We start from the raw sequence: 17,984 nt of genomic DNA, 5'->3' as shown, positions 1-17,984 counted from the left end.
GTCGGGGGGAAATATTTTCAAAACCGGCAGAGTAAAAAAATCGGCTTTCTGGCCCAGGAGAATGCCTCGACCTTTGTCCGCGAACATTCGCAGACTCTGGGCGATGATGATGCGCAGGTCTACCTTGTCGAATTCATGGATCCTGCCTGTGAAACCTGCAGCGCCTTCAGTCCTTTCGTCAAAAAACTCATGGCCGAACATCCCGGAAAAATCAAGCTGGTTATCCGCTATGCGCCGTTCCATCAGGGGGCGGATTATTTTGTGAAAATACTTGAAGCCGCAAGAAATCAGGACAAATACTGGGAGACACTCAATGTCATGTTCCAGAGCCAGCAATACTGGGCAAGCCACCATAATCCTCAGCCGGCTCTGGTCTGGAAATACCTGCCCCGGGCAGGACTCGATCTTGAGCAGATCCGAAAAGATATGAATGATCCGCAGATCGTAAAAATTATTGAGCAGGATCTTGCCGACGCCCAGACCCTTAACGTCAGAAAAACTCCCGGATTTTTTGTAAACGGCAAACCGCTGGTAAATTTCGGCTACCAGCAACTACGTGATCTGGTTGAAGGCGAAGTGCTCGCAACCTACGGAAAATAAAAAACTGCTCTTGTGGTTTACCAAAATATTCACGGACAGATTATGAAAAAAATATTCCCAATCCTGTTGATAGTATTATTGCTCCTGCTTGTTTCCTGCGGTCAGAATGCAAAACAGCCCGGTGTTGCCGAAATCGGCAAACCGGCCCCGGACTTTACCCTTTTTGATCTGGACGGCAAGACCTGGAAGTTATCCGATCTCAAGGGTCAGGTGGTATTTGTTAATTTCTGGGCCACCTGGTGCCCGCCCTGCCGGGAGGAAATGCCTTCCATGCAGACCCTTTACACCTCCATGCCTGCCGACAGATTCAAGATGCTGGCAATCCTTTACAATGATGATCCGGGCCTTGCCGATGTTTTCACCAAGAGGGTCGGCACGACATTTCCAATTCTTACAGATCCAAAAAATGAGGCGGGCAAGGCCTATGGCCTCACCGGAGTCCCGGAAACATTCATCATTGATAAGCAGGGGGTGCTTCGGGAAAAATTCATCGGCCCGGCACAATGGGCCTCTCCTCAGATCCATCAGATGCTGACGAATTTAATAAACCAGTAAGGATATTGCACCATCCCCAACGTCTTACAGATAATCAGCAATATGAAGTTTGCTTTCCTGAATCCGACTTTCCGGAAGCACGATTTTTTAGTCGTGTCACCCTGTTTCCGAAATACTCAAGAATTATCCAAAAACGGTATAATAACTTATTCGCAGCAGATTAGGATCTGAACTTTCTGAGTTGAAAAAACATCAAGCCAACGACTCTCGACTGAAGTCGATAGCGTGAGACACAAATGCTTGATTCCTAATGAGTAACAACAGCAGGATAAGACAACCATGGAAATGCAAGTGTATAAAAAAACATTTTTATTACTCATAATTATATTGTCCATATTCATACTCGGATTGATTGACTTGCGAACAGGATTCGAACTTAATTTCTTTGTATTTTATTTCATACCGTTGTGCCTTGCAGCTTTATTTTTCGGAATTGAACTGGGAATTGCTTTTTCAATAATCTGTGCACTTGTTTGGTTCTTTGCCGACAAGTTGTCGGGTCATATTTATTCATCAAATATTTTTATTGTATGGAATACATTGATTCGGCTTAGTTCTTTTGTGTTGATCAGTTGGCTGGTGAATAAAATTAATATGTTATATCAATCTGAAAAAAGAAAAACAGCGGATTTACAAAAAGCGGTATCTGAAATTAAAATACTTGAAAGCTTTCTGTCCATTTGCTGTGTCTGTAAGAAAATTCGCGATAAAGAGGGCGGTTGGCAGCACATTGAATCTTATATTTCAAGCCATTCTGCTACCTTATTTTCGCACGGCTACTGTCCGGAATGCGCCATGAAAGCAATGACAGAGGCGGGATTAATCAAGTGATAACCGAACATGCTGATTATGTTTTGTGGACATTCCCTTAATCTTCTACGTCCCTTCGGGGCTGCGGTCTATTGCAACGTATTTCATGTGAACTTTTCCGAGTGTAACTGTCATGAGTATCAAAAAATTCATTTGGATATTGATGTGTGGACTGTTGGCCTGTTTTCTTGTTCTTGTTATCTCCCTTATTCTGAGTACAAACCAGTTACAGTCAATGACGGTTCGTATTCTCGTCGATTCGAAGGCTATCGAGGCGGCTCACATCATGGAAGCGTCCATACTCAAAGAACGGAGGGAAGAGCTTCTTTGGCGTAAAACTGGCGATGACCATTTTCTTCTTATGAGAAAACCGATCTTTGACGCCTTAGACACGCTGTTATTACAACTACCGAAGACAAGCACCTCGACCGTTGAAGACGATCATATAGACAGAATAAACAAATCTTACACCCAGTTCCGCCTCCAGGCATCAGCCGATATGCCTGCCGATTTGACGGTGTTGTCCCGAAGCACCAATGAATTGCTAGCAGCAGTGGAGGCATACAGGGAATTGAATCGGGCACAGATGACTGCAACAATGAGCAGGAGCGACCGGCTTAACAGGTTGGTGGACCGCTGTTCCTTGGGACTGATCATTTTTGTTTTCTTAACCATGGCTCTGGGCGCAGTTCAGCTGGTGAAACGCATTATCATCCCCGTTTCATCGATTCGCAGCACTGTAGTCCGCTTTGGACAGGGAGAACTGGATGTTAAAATCGCGATCTGTCGCGAAGATGAATTGGGCATATTAAGCCGGGCGTTTAATGAAATGGCTGAAAGCATTGCTTCCCTTCAGCAGGAAAAACGGCATGTTATTGCCACACTTGCTCACGATTTGAAAAATCCACTGGTGCTGATCGGTGCAACGGCAAGAAGAATGAAAAAGAAGCAATTTTCGTTTGAAGAACAAATGCCACTGCTGGAGCGGATCATTGATCAAATCGATTTCGTTGAAGAACTTATCCATGAGATGATGGATGCAGTGCATATTGAAGACGGCAGTTTTTCATTTGAAATAATAGAGCTGCAGCTAGAAGATCTTGTCAGGACTATAATGGAAAAACAAACGGCGTTGATCACCACACATCGTCTGGTGTATGCTTGTGATTGCGACTGCAATTGTCCGATCATGGGTGATGCACAACGCCTGGAGCGTGTCCTTGCCAATTTGATTTCTAACGCGGTTAAATACAGCAATCAAGAATCTCTTGTTTCTGTAAGCCTCCATCGAAGAGGCAACCTGGCTCAACTTTCAGTCAAGGACGAAGGAATTGGTTTTGAGCATGATCAGATCCCCCTGCTCTTTAAACCATTTACTCGGCTTAGCCATACAAAACACATGGCAAGGGGAACGGGGCTTGGCCTGTACTCTGTTAAAAGAATCATTGACAGTCATGGTGGTTCAATCATTGTTGAGAGTCGTTCAGGTATCGGGACCACGGTAACGCTCGAACTGCCTCTCAAAACAATTAAACTTCTCCCTGTTTCAGCAGACACCAGACCTGTTAATGTTTAATGCGGCCCAAGGGACGTGGCCCAAGGGGACGGGCCCAAGGGGACGTTGGGGTGGCCCAAGGGGCATAAAAATAAATCATGAAAAGGGGATCAGGGTCAGGCCGGACAAATGGGCAATATCCTGACAACCAAATAATTTTATTCGTTTTTATTGCTGATTTCCGATCTTCATCCATCCTTTTATCTAGTCGATGAACACCGGAGTGTCTTAGAGGAGCAGGGTCAACTGAAAAGCCCAGAGCTTGAGGCACAGAGCTGCAAAGATACAAAGTGAAAAAATGAACTGCCCCGCGGCAGGAAAACAAGGACTCCGAGCCACGGGGTATCAGTAGTCAGCAGTCAGAATGCAGTATGCGGAAATGCATTCAATCTCTTTTTGAAGTTTGTTCCCATTCCGGATTCAGACACCTTCCTCCTGGCTTCTTAAGTATGAATACAAATGTGAAAAGAAAAATGGATAATGTCCTCTACATCGTTAATCCTGCTGCGCAAGGTGGGTCCGGAGCCAAAACCTGGGAAAGCTTCAGGGCAATATGGCCCGCGCCCATCAATCCTGATCAGATAATTATTACAGAAAAACCAGGACATGCCCGGGAGATTGCCGCAGCCCGCAACGGCTGCGACATAATTGCCGCCGTGGGTGGAGACGGAACGGCGAGAGAAGTGATATCCGGGATCATGGACCGGCAGGGCATGAAGCCCAGGGTGGCTTTAATTCCTTGCGGCACAGGAAACGATATCGGCCGCGAAATCGGCATCTTCTCTGTTAAGGATGCAGTGGCTGCCCTGCAGGTCGGACATGCCAGGTCTTTCGATCTGGTGAGAATCGATTCCAGCCATGACGGAGTGCAGAGACACGGCTACGGGTTCCTCTTCGGTTGCGTCGGTTTTTCTGCGAATTCCATGATGAGGCCCTGGATGAAGCGGTTACTCGGCCCGAAAGGAGCCTACTTCCTGACCACATTCCTGCAGATTTTCGTCTACCGGGCGCCACACATGACCATCCGCACCGGAAACCGGAAATTTGATGAACGCATCTATATGGTTATTGCCGGCAATGCCGAATGGGTGTCCGGCGGCAGCATGCGGATGTCGCCGGGGGCCATCACCGATGACGGCCAGCTGAATATCACGGTGGTGCCGTCTCTGTCGAGGCTGAAAATCATCACCAGGTTATTTCCGCGCATTGCTTCAGGGGCGCACATCAGGGAGCCTGGGGTTTCGTATTTCACAGAAAAAACTGTCGAGGTGCACAGCAACCCGCCAGTCATCGTGGAGGTGGACGGCGACCTGTTCGGAAAAACCCCGGCTTCGCTTTCAATCTGTCCAGGCGCCGTGCAAATTATTTGTTTTCAGAGCCTGGTGGAGTAGCCCGCATTTCTCACGAACATTTCAGCATTATTGGGGAATGGCAGGATAATATGGTTTGCAAGATTGTCAGCAGTTAATTGTCAAGAATAGAGTGGAAGAGATCTCTCAAATAAATAAACTGCTGAATTAGTGCAGGACTCGCAGATAAGCGAGACTTCGAGGTAAACGAGCTCTGCGAAACTCCGAAAGTCGCGACAGGAAAATGTACTCCTCCCAAAATTAAAAGGTTGCATTCAATCACGCGATGAAATCACTGATGATTTCATCAAAAGTTCGCCAAAGGCAAGCCGATACAGCCACCCTGCCCCTCCCCCCAGGCCCTTTGATCCTCAAGCCCCCCTCATAACATTAACAAAATTACTTGACCGACTCATGACATATAGCCGAGGATAAAAATACAGTTGACAGGACTCTGGCGACCATTGAGAAACATCATCTTATAACTCGAGTACAGACGGTTGAAAGCCAGGCACGTTACGAGGCGAAAATGATCAGGCACCATCATGCTGTTTGCAGTCATTGCGGCACTATTACCGACTTCACCTGGGATTTTTTTGATCAGGTTCAGGTTCCTGAAGAGACTGATGCCTGGGAGACGGTGGCAAAAAGAAATGTTGTCTTTCAGGGAACTTGTAAGGCCTGCGCAGGGAAGAGTTAAGAGGCGGGAACCATATTGTAGTGTTCCCGGTAAAAATATTCAATCAAGACGAAATCGTCATAACTCGCTGTATCACCAGGTCCCCTGGAAAAATTCAAAGAGATAGACGCAATAACACGATGAACTCGTGTTTTTACGAGTTCATCAATCAAGAATGCATCATAAATACAAACCCTACAGAAAAGGAGGCGGTTATGAGTAAAAACAGCAAGTGCCCGGTAACGGGGGGAGCTAAAAATCCCACTGCCAGCAGTGGCACGATGAACCGGGACTGGTGGCCGAACCAGTTGAACCTTCACATTCTACACCAGCATTCCTCCAAGTCCAATCCCATGGGTGAGGAGTTCAACTACGCTGAAGCATTCAAGAAACTCAACCTCAAGGCCGTGAAGAAGGACCTCTATAAATTGATGACCGACTCGCAGGATTGGTGGCCGGCTGATTACGGTCATTACGGTGGGCTCTTCATCCGCATGGCGTGGCACAGCGCCGGCACCTACCGCTTGGGCGACGGCCGCGGCGGCGCAGGATCCGGCAGCCAGCGCCTAGCGCCGCTGAACAGCTGGCCGGACAATGTAAACCTCGACAAGGCGCGCCGGCTGCTCTGGCCCATCAAACAGAAATACGGCAACAGGATCTCCTGGGCCGACCTGATGATTCTCACCGGCAACTGCGCCCTGGAGTCCATGGGATTCAAGACCTTCGGCTTTGCCGGCGGCCGCGAGGATATCTGGGAGCCAGAAGAGGATATTTATTGGGGCTCCGAAGATAAGTGGCTCGGCGACCAGCGCTACTCTGGTGACCGGCAACTGGAGAATCCCTTGGCGGCCGTGCAGATGGGCCTGATCTACGTGAACCCGGAAGGCCCGAACGGCAACCCGGACCCGATGGCCTCCGGCCGCGACGTTCGGGTGACCTTCGCCCGCATGGCCATGAACGATGAGGAGACCGTCGCCCTGGTTGCCGGCGGGCATACCTTTGGCAAATGCCACGGCGCCGCCCCTGCGTCCCATGTGGGCCCTGAACCTGAAGGCGCCCCCATCGAAGAGCAGGGCCTCGGCTGGAAGAGCAGCTTTGGTAGCGGCAAGGGCGGCGATACGATCAGCAGCGGCATCGAGGGCGCCTGGAAACCGGATCCAACCACGTGGGACATGGGCTATCTGAAGGTCATGTTCAAATACGACTGGGAACTGGTCAAGAGCCCGGCCGGCGCCCATCAGTGGCTGGCCAAGGATGTGGCCGAAGAGGACATGGTGGCTGACGCCCACGACCCGTCCAAGAAGCACCGGCCGATGATGACCACGGCGGACCTGTCGCTGCGCTTCGACCCGATCTACGAACCCATCGCGCGGCGCTACTTGAAGAACCCCACTGAATTCGCGGATGCCTTTGCCCGCGCCTGGTTCAAACTGACCCACCGCGACATGGGCCCGCGTTCGCGCTATCTCGGCCCGGAAGTACCACAAGAGGAACTGATCTGGCAAGACCCGGTGCCGGCGGTGGACCATAAACTGATCAACAAAAAGGACATCGCCGTCCTCAAGGAAAAGATCCTTGCCTCTGGCCTGTCCATCCCGCAACTGGTGTCCACTGCCTGGGCATCGGCCTCCACCTTCCGCGGTTCTGATATGCGGGGCGGTGCAAACGGCGCGCGCATCCGTCTGGCGCCGCAGAAGGATTGGGAAGTCAACGAGCCCAAGCAACTGGCCAAGGTGCTCAAAACCCTCGAGGCCATCCAGAAGGGATTCAACAGCTCGCAGGCAGGCGGCAAAAAGGTTTCCCTTGCAGACCTGATTGTCCTTGGCGGTTGCGCGGGAGTCGAAGCGGCTGCGAAAAAAGCCGGTCACAAAGTCACCGTGCCCTTCACCCCGGGACGCACCGATGCGTCGCAGGAACAAACCGACGTAAAGTCATTCTTCGTGCTCGAACCGGCTGCAGACGGGTTCCGCAACTACCAGAAAACCAGATACTCCGTAACCGCGGAAGAGCTGCTGATTGATCGGGCGCAGCTGCTGACCCTGACCGCTCCCGAGATGACCGTTCTTGTCGGCGGCATGCGCGTCTTGAACGCCAACTTCGGCCAGTCCCGGCACGGTGTCTTCACCAAACGACCGGAGGCCCTCACCAATGACTTCTTCGTAAATCTGCTGGACATGGGCACGACGTGGCAGGCAACCGCAAAAGATGCCGAGGTGTTCGAGGGGCGGAATCGGTTGAACGGCAAACTCAAGTGGACCGGCACCCGTGTCGACCTGATCTTCGGTTCGAACTCCCAGCTCCGGGCCCTGGCGGAAGTATACGGCTGCGCGGACTCCCAGAAAAAGTTCCTGCACGACTTTGTAGCGGTGTGGAACAAAGTAATGAATCTGGACCGTTTCGACCTCGCTTGATGGCAGGATAAAAGTCTTCGGGGATTTCTGGCATAAAATGAACTACCCCATGAGAGAATAAAACATCGATGGGGCGGGATTCTTATCCTTGGCAGTCAGGTAAGGATAACAATCCCACCCCTTGATTTTACTCAATGCCGCACCGATTGCGGCGCCTTGACAGGATTTTTGCTGTATGCCATGTTGGGTGCGCCGTCCACATAGATACCCTCCAGATAGGCGAGTTTCCTTGGCAGCTGCTGCACCGATCCCCTGGTGATCAGGAATGTCGCCGCCCGCCCCTTCTTGAGGACTCCCAGTTTCTCCATCCCGAAAAACCTGACGCCATTCTCCGATGCGCAGCACATTGCCTCCGCCAGTGGATAACCGGCCTTGATAAACAATTTCATCTCCTCCACCATGGATTCGCCATGGAGGATGCCGACACTTCCGGCCCCGGACCCGATAAGCGTTTTCACTCCCAATTTCCTGGCCAGACGCAGTTGCGCCAGTTGCCCGGCAAGGGCCTTTTTCCAGAACGCCTCGGCCCCGGGGTCCGCCTTTCCCGGCGCCACATAACGCAGGGAAAAACGGCAGCAGACGCTGCCGCCGGAGCCTGCACTTAACAATGCATTCCTGGCCCGCAGGACGCCGGGTATCCACAACACACCACGGGAGGCCATTTCCCGGAGATTGGCTTCGCCCATGCCGTATCCCTGTTCAATGGCATCGCAGCCCGCCACAAGGGCCTCTTCCACCGGTTGCCGGCCATTGGCCACCACCACCGCCTTTCTCTGGCCCCTGTGCTGCAGAATGCCGCGCAGGTTTTCAAGGGTGAGGCGAACCGGGGCGGCGTCCTCATTATCAATATCAGGGGAATAATGGATCTTCAGATAATCGCCTCCTGCCGGAATGCCAGCGGCACAATCATCCCCGGTCCCACTGAAAGCAGCGGGGGTGCGGATGTCAATCATGCCCCCCGACGCCCTCTCCCTCTGGTAATGTTCCAGCACGTCGGATATATCTTCGCATTCAGCCACCCCCAACACCCCGTGCATATGGCAGTAACTGATATGCCGCTCCAGCAGGGCGGCCTTTTGCGCAATGCCGGCCTCTTCGGCGGCCAGGCGCACCTGCGCGTCCACCGAGGGAGAGCGCGCCAGGGAAACGCTGCAGTCCACCAGCGCCGGCACAATGGTACAGTGCGAAAAATCATCCACTGCCGTGCCGTTGGGGCAAGGCAGGTCTGCTGCGGAGCCAATGGCGGTGATAATGCCGCTCTGCACCGCCAGAAAGACATTCCGGCGCGCCTCGGCGCCGCTGCCGTCGATCAGGCTTCCCGCCACTATGAATCGTCTTCCGTCCATGCTATTTGTTTCCGTCCGTAAGGTCGTGCTTTTGCCGCGCTTAAATCAGGCTGGGAGGCGCACCCCTTCCTCAATCCTCAATCCGTGAGCGTTCATGCGGACGCCGCAGGTCGGCCATATTGTTTTTGGTGATTGATGCATAACATTGCATAATCCTCGAAAACAATTTGTAATAACTCAACAAAGAATTCCTTCCCGTCAAGGATGCAGGTCAATGGCAGATGAGAGTGTTAGCCTGGAATGCAACTAATTGTCAAGTTTGACATTCGAATCCAATAGAGTCTAACGTCCACTTGCATTGACGATGGGCCAGAAAACAACTTCTGTGGATTCTTCCTGTTTGATATGATGGAAAACCCTCACTTATCCCGCCACAATTTTCAGGGATGGTTGCACAAATCAATGATTTGGCATATTCACATATTGCCAAACTCCCTGCCCTGCTGACTAGCAACTGTTTCGATTTGTGAGAAATGCGGGCTAAAACCTGGAATCCGAAATAATCGATTGAAAAACCACTAACAAATCAATACACTTGATCTGAAGAGGCGCAATTCCGTTGTTGCAGGTTTACGGCTGGCCGGTGATTTCAAACGGTATGGGCTCAGGTTCCCCACGAAAAACAGACACCCTCATCAATCAGATAATATCTGATAAGAGGTGCCCCAAATTTGCTGGGTAAAAAACTCAAGCCTATCCCGAAGCATATCAAAGAGAATGTCAAGCCGGGGAAAATATACCGGCCAAGACATCAGAACATTATTTTTTATCTAGCCGTTTTTCAGAGCCTCTTTTCATGTCATAGATGGTGGTGGCCGGCAGATATGCCTTGTCTGCTGCCGCGCTTTTTTAGCAGGAAAAGCCCGGCAGCAGACAAAGTCATCCCATTCAGAATTGCGTAATTTGGTCCCAGTTTCTATCTGTATATCTCCCCGATATTGTAGCAAAACCCGAATGAAGTATCGCTTCAACTTCTGGTATTAAATCCAGCATCAGAAAAAGCAGAATCTGATCTCTCCACGCAATGGATGAAAGAAAAAACATCAACGGGTAATGGTGCCGGCAGTCTTCCTGCTCACCCTGACGGCACACGTAAAACATTATTTGCCGTAAAAAAACAATCTATTCCCAGTTTTCGATGCAGCAGAACGCAGAATTAATCCCTAAAGAGGAGGTAAAAAATGGAAAACAAGAAAGGTTTAAGATTATTTTTGATTTTGATTATCGCACTGTTGTTTATTGCCTCAAAGGCAGATAGTGCAGAGTATGCAAACCCACAACTTTTAGTCACACCGGCAGATATAGTGAAAAACATGGGGACGTGGATTGTGCTTGACTGCAGAGACACAAAGACTGTCACCGACAAAACAGGTGAAGCCTTAAAAGGTTATGATGACGGACATATTCCAGGCGCCATAACTATTGGAGGTGATTGTTCAAAAATCCTCAGAACAAAGGAGACATCAACTGTTTTTGCCGACCCGAAAGATCCCAGGAAATATGACACCGAAAAATATGAAGCAATTATCGGGAATGCCGGAATAAACAATGATACAACCCTGGTGATTTACGGTGACAAAAAGAGAATTACGCATGCAACCGTTGGTTTCTGGGTTATGGAGTGGCTTGGCCATAAGGATGTCCGCTTCTTGAATGGAGGGATCGAGGCATGGGAGACAGAGGGGAAGAAACTCGAAACTACTGCAACAAAGCTTCTCAAGGCAAAGTTCAAGGCAAATCCTGATACAATGCAAAAGAGGATCTCAACTTCAGAAGAGGTGCTGACGATAGCTCAAGGGAAGAGTAAGGGCTCTCAGCTTGTCGATTCCAGGACTCCGGCCGAATACAAAGGCCTTGATGTCCGGGCAAAAAAGGGCGGACATATTCCCAACTGCAGGCTAAATGTTTCACATACTGAAATGTACGATACAACAACAGGTAAAATTAAACCGATGAATGAGCTTGAAAAGATATACGGCAGCATGGACAAAAATAAAAGGGCAATACCTCATTGCCAGACAGGAACACGCTCCACGTTGACCTATCTCATATTCAGACTTATGGGATTCACGGACCCGGCAAATTACGACGATTCCTGGGTAATCTGGGGGAACAGAGAGGACTTGCCTACGGAAAAATAAGCTATTACCCCAAAAAAAACCGTCCAGATTTGCGCGGGAGCAGGGCCACGCGGGAGCATAGTCTGCATGCATTATTGTGTGCTTGGACAACGGACAATGCTTTTTTTCACTACCCCGTGACCCTGCTCCGACTATGGATTTGCCTCCCCTATCCACTCTCCTTCCAATGCCTCCCCTATCCACTCTCCTTCCAATGCCTCCCCTCCCCTCTTTTTTCTGCGGCTAGGAGCCTGTCGGAGAATTAAAATCGTAACGAAAAAGTGAGAGATCGAGACCAGATTTTCGGAAATTTGCAGCGAATAGCAGCCGACACCGCTACGCTGTTATTTAATGAAAAATTATGGGAATATGTGCCGATTTTATCAATTTCGGAGTCTTCGCTACCTGCAGTAGATTCAGAATTCTCCGACAGGCTCCTAGAAAAAAATCGATCCGTTATCTTTTAAAGGTTGACGGATAGTGACAGAAATTTCATAAAAAATGTATCTATTATGATATCATGAAAAGACTTATTCTCGAAGATAAAGGGGAGAACCATGATCATCAGGCAGATGCTTACCGGGGACATTGATGTTTGCTGCTATATCCTGGGTTGCGAGGAAACCCGGCAAGGGCTGGTTTTTGATCCCGGCGGCGATGAGGACAAGATACTTGCCGCGGTCAATGAACTTGGCCTGCAGATAAAATACATTGTCAACTCCCATTATCACCCTGACCATACCCACGGCAACCAGATGCTGAAAAAGGCTTTCGGCGCCCGGGTAGTGATCCACGAGGCCGACAATGCCATGCTCACAAATCAGCAGGCCATTGACTTTTTTGCCCCGCAGGGAATGTCCATGACCCTGCCGGCAGACAGGACAGTGAAAGACGGGGATATCCTTGCAATCGGCACAATCAGGGTGCAGGTGCTCCACACCCCGGGCCATTCACCCGGTTCGATCTGCCTGTTGGCTGAAGGTAATCTCTTTGCAGGGGACACGCTTTTTGTGGGAGGATCAGGCAGAACGGATGTCCCGGGTGGAAGCATCGACCGCCTGCTTGAATCCCTGGCAATTAAAATTGCCGTACTGCCGCCCGAAACCGTGGTGTGGCCGGGACATGATTATGACGATACCTTGCAGTCAACCCTTGCCGTTGAAATGCAGGAAAACATGTTTCTGAACGGCGAGATGGCTAAATGGGTGAAAAAGGCGGCCCAAAAGGCTACACTTTAAAATGAGACACAGGATGCTCTGTCTCTGCATGCTTCAGTGGGCACCGAACATATTACGATTTAAAGTTGGGGAAAAATCATGGATAAAGAATCATCGAGCAAGGACATGAAACGTTTAAACATAAAGATCCGTGAAATGGAGATTGATGATCTGCCGGAAGTATTTCACCTGGGCGAAGACCTCTTCAAGGTCGAAACGGTTCCCAACATGTATCGCACCTGGGATCCGTATGAAGTTGTCGGACTTTTTCATAGTGACACCGAATTCTGTATTGTGGCGGAGCTCGATGACGATATCATCGGTTTTGCTTTGGGAACTACCATCGAGAAAAGTCATTCTGCCTGGAAATACGGCTATCTGGTCTGGCTGGGAATAAAACCTGAATTTCAGAGGAAAGGCCTTGCGGAAAAGCTGTTTCGCCGGTTCAAGGATATCATGCTCAAATGTAACGTCCGGATGTTGCTTGTCGATACGCAAAGTGAAAATCTTCCTGCCCTTCGTTTGTTTCGCAAGCTCGGATTCGGCCATCCCGAAGAGCATATCTATCTGACCATGAATGTGGCGGCCGAGAAACAGGCCCTTGAGAAAAAAACACGGGTAACTCCTTCACCCGCAGTTGCCTCTGATAAAAAAAATGACAACTAATCGCATCCAACCCCAACGCCTTGGAAAACTGCTGCAGCGCCTGGTGGACATTTACAGTCCTTCCGGCAAAGAAGGCGATGTCCTTGATTTTCTCAAGGGATATCTGAAACGACGCAATATCCCGGTGATTATCCAGGCAGTGGACGAGGACCGCTATAATATCATTCTGGCACCAGCGGAAAAAGATATCCAGCTGGCTTTTATCGGACATATTGACACGGTTGCCGCTCCTGACCTGGATAATTACAGCTACAGCGTCCAGGGCGACCGGGTCCAGGGCCTGGGAGTTGCCGACATGAAGGGCGGTTGCGCTGCGATGCTGGAAGCATTCCTGACCTTCCAGGAGGCTGGGAATTCAGAAGCCCCCATAGCTCTCTGTCTTGTGGTCGGTGAGGAGGAGAGCGGCGACGGCGCTGAAAAGCTGATGAAATCCTATCATTTCCCGTGGGCGATTATCGGTGAACCAACGGATATGGTTCCCTGCCTTCAATCATATGGTTATGTGGAAATCCAGCTCTCAGCCCGGGGCACAAGGCAGCATGCATCCCTGGCCAAACGCCGCCATAATGCCATTGAAGTAATGCTCCAGACGCTTCTGCGCCTGACTCACCAGCTTGAATCCAGACATCCGCAGGTAAACTATAATATCCGGGACCTGTTCAGTTCGCATTCGGGCTTTGCGGTGCCGGAGCGTTGCGAAGCATGGCTGGATCTGCATGTTCCTCCAGGCATGGATATCGGAGCGATACTTATAGACATGGAGGAAATCGCCCTGTCCAAGAAAGACAGCCTCCACAATATTGAAATGGGGTTTCGCAGTGTAACCATCGCGGCCGGCTATCAGATCCCGGAGAAAGCCGCGGTTGTGGATACGATAAAAAATGTTTTTAAATCCCACAATCTCCCGTGGTCTTCAGATGCCTTCAGAAGTCACTCGGATGCCAATCAGATCTGGGCTTCAGGGGTTAAGCCGATTATTCTGGGTCCAGGGCAACTGGCACAGGCCCACTCCCATGATGAATCAGCTTCGTTTCAACAGATCTGTCTGGCTGCTGAAATCTATCTTGACCTCATGTATGACGTGGCACTCGCCGACACTGATCTTTCCTTGATATGAAATATATTCTATTCGGGATAATTCTGGGTGCGATAAGTTGGGCGGTTTGTCCTGTTGTATCGGATCGTATTGAGCCTTTTGATACCGATATTGGTTTTTTACTGGGGCAAATGATTATGCTGGGTGGGCTGGTTTATGTTGGCTACAGCACCCAATCTTTTCGTAAAGCTCTGCCCGCAATTTTCGGCATCTATATCGGACAGGTGGTTTATTCCTACTTCGCAGTCGGATCTACCTGGATAGTTTTAGGGATGTTCACCATTGTGGCACTCTGCATTATCCCTGGTGTTGGCCTGGTTATTGGCATCCTCACCCGGAAAGCCGTCAAAAAAATTACCTTGAGTAAGGCTGGCAAACCAAAAAACTAATGTATCAGATTCGAAGTTACATGCGCCGCCAGGGGCACATGTTCCCGGCCCAGAAACGCGCCCTGGCGGAATTATGGCAGGATTACGGCATCACCGTGGAAGGCGAGCTAACCCCGGATGCATTGTTCGGCCGCCATGCTCCCCTCCATCTGGAGATTGGTTTTGGCATGGGCGATGCTCTGCTGGAAATGGCAGGCAGCCATCCGGAAAATGATTATCTGGGCATTGAGGTGCATCTGCCCGGCGTCGGCCGCCTGTTGCAGCGCCTGCAGCAAAGGGAAATCACCAATGTCCGGATAGATCGCCGGGACGCCATCGAAGTCTTGAAATATTTACCAACGCAAAGCCTGGCCGGAGTGTACCTGTTTTTCCCAGATCCCTGGTCGAAAAAACGCCACCAGAAACGCCGCCTGGTGCAGGCCGCTTTTATTGAACAGCTCCGGCAGGTGCTCAAACCCGGCGGCCTTTTCCACGCCACCACCGATTGGGATGATTATGCCCGGCACATGCTGAGCGTCATTGAGTCAACCGATGGTTTTGTCAATCGGGCCGGTCCCGGCAATTTCCACCCACGCCCCGAGGCGCGCCCCTTGACTCAATTTGAACGACGAGGCCTGCAGCAGGGTCATGAAGTCAGGGATTTGATTTATCAACGGATCTGACTAGGCACAACTTCATGCCCTATTGGCCTGTTTCCCAAATACTCATGAGTTATCCGGAAAGAACCATCACAAACCAGTGTTGTTGATTATTCCGTTGACAAACAATTCTCAAGAGTTAGGCTTTTTGTGGTCGAATTAATTGAACGGTTTCAGTGGTCAAGCCGAAAACTGCAAAAAGGCAGGAAGGACCGGCTCGGGTCTGGAGCAAAACATAATTAGCAGCGATAACATCCAGGACTGATAAACAAGGAGGTATGGCGTGGTAAAGGCTTTTTCAGATTTTAACGGGTTGGAGATGTTTTTTCTGGCGTGTGCCGTCATTGGCGGCTTCTTTGTTCTTTTAAAACTCGTGTTGCAATTCATTGGCGGCGATACCCATGCAGATGTCGGTGTGGACAGCGATTTGGGTATTGATACCGAGCACGTGGATTCTGACGTGGGCTTTCGCATACTTTCCATGCATGGACTTTCGGCATTTTTCATGATGTTCGGTTTAGTCGGGCTTGCCTTTTACCGACAGAGCCAGATGGGGGCGATCATCTCTATTCTCGGTGCCGTGGCAGCTGGAATGATTGCAGTATGGGTCATCGGCAAACTGTTTCAGGGGGCCGCTAACCTGCAATCCAGCGGCACGCTAAAGACCGCTGATGCAGTGGGAAGCACCGGGACCGTGTATCTCACCATTCCAAAAGGCGGCACAGGGCGGGTCAGCCTTAATTTCCGAAACCGTCTTCGTGAATTCGATGCTACCGAAAAAAACGGGAATGAAGTGCCCACCGGCACACCGGTGCGTGTAGTCCAGGTAAACGTTAATATTCTTGTAGTTGAAATTATACCCTGATCCCCAATCGTATAAGCCTTAAACAAAAGGAGTAATCATGTTCGATTTCTGGATTCTTCCCATTGCCGCTTTCCTTATTCTGGTTGTTTCAACTATCATCTTTCTCGCTTCTCGATATAAACGTTGTCCATCAGACAAGATACTGGTGGTCTACGGCAAAGTCGGGGTGGGACAATCGGCAAATTGTATCCATGGAGGCGGCGCCCTCATCTGGCCGTTGATTCAGGATTATGCCTACATCAGCCTGACGCCGATGACCATCAGCATTCCCCTGCAGAAAGCACTTTCATTACAGAATATCCGCATCAACGTTCCTTCTACCTTCACTGTCGGCATCAGCACTGAACCAGAGGTCATGACCTCTGCTGCCGAGCGTTTGCTGCACCTCTCACAGAAGGAAATTGAGGAGATGGCTAAAGAAATTATCTTTGGCCAATTGCGCCTCACCGTAGCATCGCTCACCATCGAGCAGATCAATCAGGATCGTGAAAGTTTTCTGGAATCGATCCGCAAGAATGTTTCTCCTGAGTTGAACAAAATCGGCCTGTACTTGATCAACGTCAACATTACAGATATCACGGATGAATCGGGCTATATCGATTCTATTGGGAAGAAAGCCGCCTCCGAGGCGATCAACCAGGCCAAGGTCGATGTTGCTGAACAGGAAAAACTTGGTGCCATTGGTGAGTCCGAAGCGACCAAGGTGAAAGAAGTTCGGGTGGCGGAGAACGTGGCCCAGGCAGAAAAAGGCAAGAAAAAGGCTGAGGCCGACCAGCGGGTCTTTGTCCAGCAGCAGGAAGCGGAAGCCACAATCGGTGAAGCGGCAGCCAACCGCGATAAAGAGATTAAAGTTGCTGAAAATGTGGCTGAGTCGGCAAAGGGTCAGAAAAAAGCCGAGGCTGATCGCCGGATCATTGTCCAACAACAGGAAGCTCAAGCGGTGGACGGCGAAAACCGCGCCAAGGCTGATATCGCCGATGCCAATGCTGAGCTGGCGGTGAAACAGGCTTCCGCCCTGCAACGAGGCGAAGTTGCGCGGCGCGAGGCTGAGGTTGAGATTCAGAAAGCACAATATAAGGCCGAGCAGGAAAGGCTCACCGCTGAAGAAGTTGTGCGCCAGGAAATTAATAAGACCAAAATTGAGATTGCCGCTGATGCAGAAGCCGAAAAAACCCGCCGAGAGGCAAAAGGTCAGGCCGATGCCATACTTCTTAAATATCAGGCCGAGGCCGAGGGTGTGCGCCAGGTGCTGGAAAGTAAGGCGGCCGGTTATCTTAGCCTGGTGAAGGGCTGTAATGGCGATGCAAAAGCTGCGGCTACCCTGCTTATGACCGAAAAAATCGAACAGATCGTCCAGCTGCAGGTCGAGGCGATCCGCAATATCAAGATCGACAAAGTCACGGTCTGGGACTCCGCCGGAGGCGGCAAAGACGGCACCGCTACCTCTAACTTTCTTTCCGGATTGATTAAAAGCCTGCCCCCCCTGCATGAGGTGGCAGGCATGGCTGGCATTGAACTTCCCAAATATCTTGGAGAGATTTCTCCGGGAAAAGTGCCCCCGAAAGCACCACAGGAAACGCCAAAGGAAAAACCCGTACCCAGCAAAAAAGAATGAGAATTGGGGCTTGCTTTATCAGGGTCTTAAAAACAACAAACAATGCAATAATGCAAGCCTGACCCTGATCCCT

General features: G+C 50.3%; 16 protein-coding genes. 15 read left to right on the top strand and 1 reads right to left on the bottom strand.

Features of this window, described 5'->3' with window-relative positions; all coding sequences use genetic code 11:
• Positions 1–96: 96 nt before the first annotated feature.
• From KKE17_08290 to katG, 7 genes are all read left to right on the top strand, one after another.
• Positions 97–600 carry a thioredoxin domain-containing protein gene (locus tag KKE17_08290; protein ID MBU1709986.1) on the top strand — a complete coding sequence of 168 codons (504 nt, stop codon included), beginning with the start codon at positions 97–99 and terminating at the stop codon, positions 598–600.
• A 42-nt stretch (positions 601–642) separates the two neighbouring features.
• Positions 643–1,155: a TlpA family protein disulfide reductase gene (locus tag KKE17_08285; protein ID MBU1709985.1), complete on the top strand. Its 513-nt coding sequence runs from the start codon at positions 643–645 to the stop codon at positions 1,153–1,155.
• A 279-nt stretch (positions 1,156–1,434) separates the two neighbouring features.
• Positions 1,435–1,986 carry a hypothetical protein gene (locus KKE17_08280; protein MBU1709984.1) on the top strand — a complete coding sequence of 184 codons (552 nt, stop codon included), beginning with the start codon at positions 1,435–1,437 and terminating at the stop codon, positions 1,984–1,986.
• A 112-nt stretch (positions 1,987–2,098) separates the two neighbouring features.
• On the top strand, positions 2,099–3,541 hold the full coding sequence (locus tag KKE17_08275) for a HAMP domain-containing histidine kinase (protein ID MBU1709983.1): 1,443 nt from the start codon (positions 2,099–2,101) through the stop codon (positions 3,539–3,541).
• Between the two features lie 428 nt (positions 3,542–3,969).
• The gene (locus KKE17_08270; protein MBU1709982.1) at positions 3,970–4,911 is read left to right on the top strand and encodes a diacylglycerol kinase family lipid kinase; all 942 of its coding nucleotides are present in this window, start codon (positions 3,970–3,972) and stop codon (positions 4,909–4,911) included.
• Between the two features lie 379 nt (positions 4,912–5,290).
• Entirely contained in the window at positions 5,291–5,569 is a 279-nt protein-coding gene (locus KKE17_08265) for a transcriptional repressor (GenBank protein ID MBU1709981.1), read from the top strand.
• A 194-nt stretch (positions 5,570–5,763) separates the two neighbouring features.
• The gene (gene katG, locus KKE17_08260; GenBank protein ID MBU1709980.1) at positions 5,764–7,959 is read left to right on the top strand and encodes a catalase/peroxidase HPI; all 2,196 of its coding nucleotides are present in this window, start codon (positions 5,764–5,766) and stop codon (positions 7,957–7,959) included.
• A gap of 131 nt (positions 7,960–8,090) precedes the next feature.
• On the opposite strand, the gene KKE17_08255 is transcribed toward katG, so the two are convergent.
• Positions 8,091–9,305 (bottom strand): amidohydrolase family protein, encoded by a 1,215-nt coding sequence (locus KKE17_08255; protein MBU1709979.1) that lies wholly within the window; start codon positions 9,303–9,305, stop codon positions 8,091–8,093.
• A gap of 1,181 nt (positions 9,306–10,486) precedes the next feature.
• Here KKE17_08255 and KKE17_08250 point away from each other — a divergent pair.
• The 8 genes from KKE17_08250 to KKE17_08215 all read left to right on the top strand — a co-directional run bounded on the left by KKE17_08250 (position 10,487) and on the right by KKE17_08215 (position 17,911).
• The gene (locus tag KKE17_08250) at positions 10,487–11,446 is read left to right on the top strand and encodes a hypothetical protein (protein ID MBU1709978.1); all 960 of its coding nucleotides are present in this window, start codon (positions 10,487–10,489) and stop codon (positions 11,444–11,446) included.
• Positions 11,447–11,982: 536 nt separating this feature from the next.
• Positions 11,983–12,663: an MBL fold metallo-hydrolase gene (locus KKE17_08245; protein ID MBU1709977.1), complete on the top strand. Its 681-nt coding sequence runs from the start codon at positions 11,983–11,985 to the stop codon at positions 12,661–12,663.
• A gap of 78 nt (positions 12,664–12,741) precedes the next feature.
• Positions 12,742–13,308, top strand: a complete 567-nt coding sequence (locus KKE17_08240) for a GNAT family N-acetyltransferase (protein ID MBU1709976.1) — start codon at positions 12,742–12,744, stop codon at positions 13,306–13,308.
• The gene (locus KKE17_08235) at positions 13,298–14,425 is read left to right on the top strand and encodes a M20/M25/M40 family metallo-hydrolase (GenBank protein MBU1709975.1); all 1,128 of its coding nucleotides are present in this window, start codon (positions 13,298–13,300) and stop codon (positions 14,423–14,425) included. The genes KKE17_08240 and KKE17_08235 overlap by 11 nt, the downstream gene beginning before the upstream one ends.
• Positions 14,422–14,793 (top strand): hypothetical protein, encoded by a 372-nt coding sequence (locus tag KKE17_08230; GenBank protein MBU1709974.1) that lies wholly within the window; start codon positions 14,422–14,424, stop codon positions 14,791–14,793. Before KKE17_08235 ends, KKE17_08230 begins: the two co-directional genes overlap by 4 nt.
• Positions 14,793–15,455 carry a tRNA (guanosine(46)-N7)-methyltransferase TrmB gene (trmB, locus tag KKE17_08225; GenBank protein MBU1709973.1) on the top strand — a complete coding sequence of 221 codons (663 nt, stop codon included), beginning with the start codon at positions 14,793–14,795 and terminating at the stop codon, positions 15,453–15,455. Before KKE17_08230 ends, trmB begins: the two co-directional genes overlap by 1 nt.
• A gap of 259 nt (positions 15,456–15,714) precedes the next feature.
• A complete protein-coding gene (locus KKE17_08220; protein MBU1709972.1) occupies positions 15,715–16,296 on the top strand; it encodes a hypothetical protein in 582 nt (193 codons plus the stop codon).
• A 37-nt stretch (positions 16,297–16,333) separates the two neighbouring features.
• Positions 16,334–17,911: a flotillin family protein gene (locus KKE17_08215; protein MBU1709971.1), complete on the top strand. Its 1,578-nt coding sequence runs from the start codon at positions 16,334–16,336 to the stop codon at positions 17,909–17,911.
• The last annotated feature ends 73 nt before the right edge of the window (positions 17,912–17,984 follow it).

This window comes from Pseudomonadota bacterium (genome assembly GCA_018823135.1).
GTDB lineage: Bacteria > Desulfobacterota > Desulfobulbia > Desulfobulbales > CALZHT01 > JAHJJF01.
Note: the sequence above shows the minus strand (reverse complement) of the source record. Positions and strands in the feature narration are given on the sequence as shown.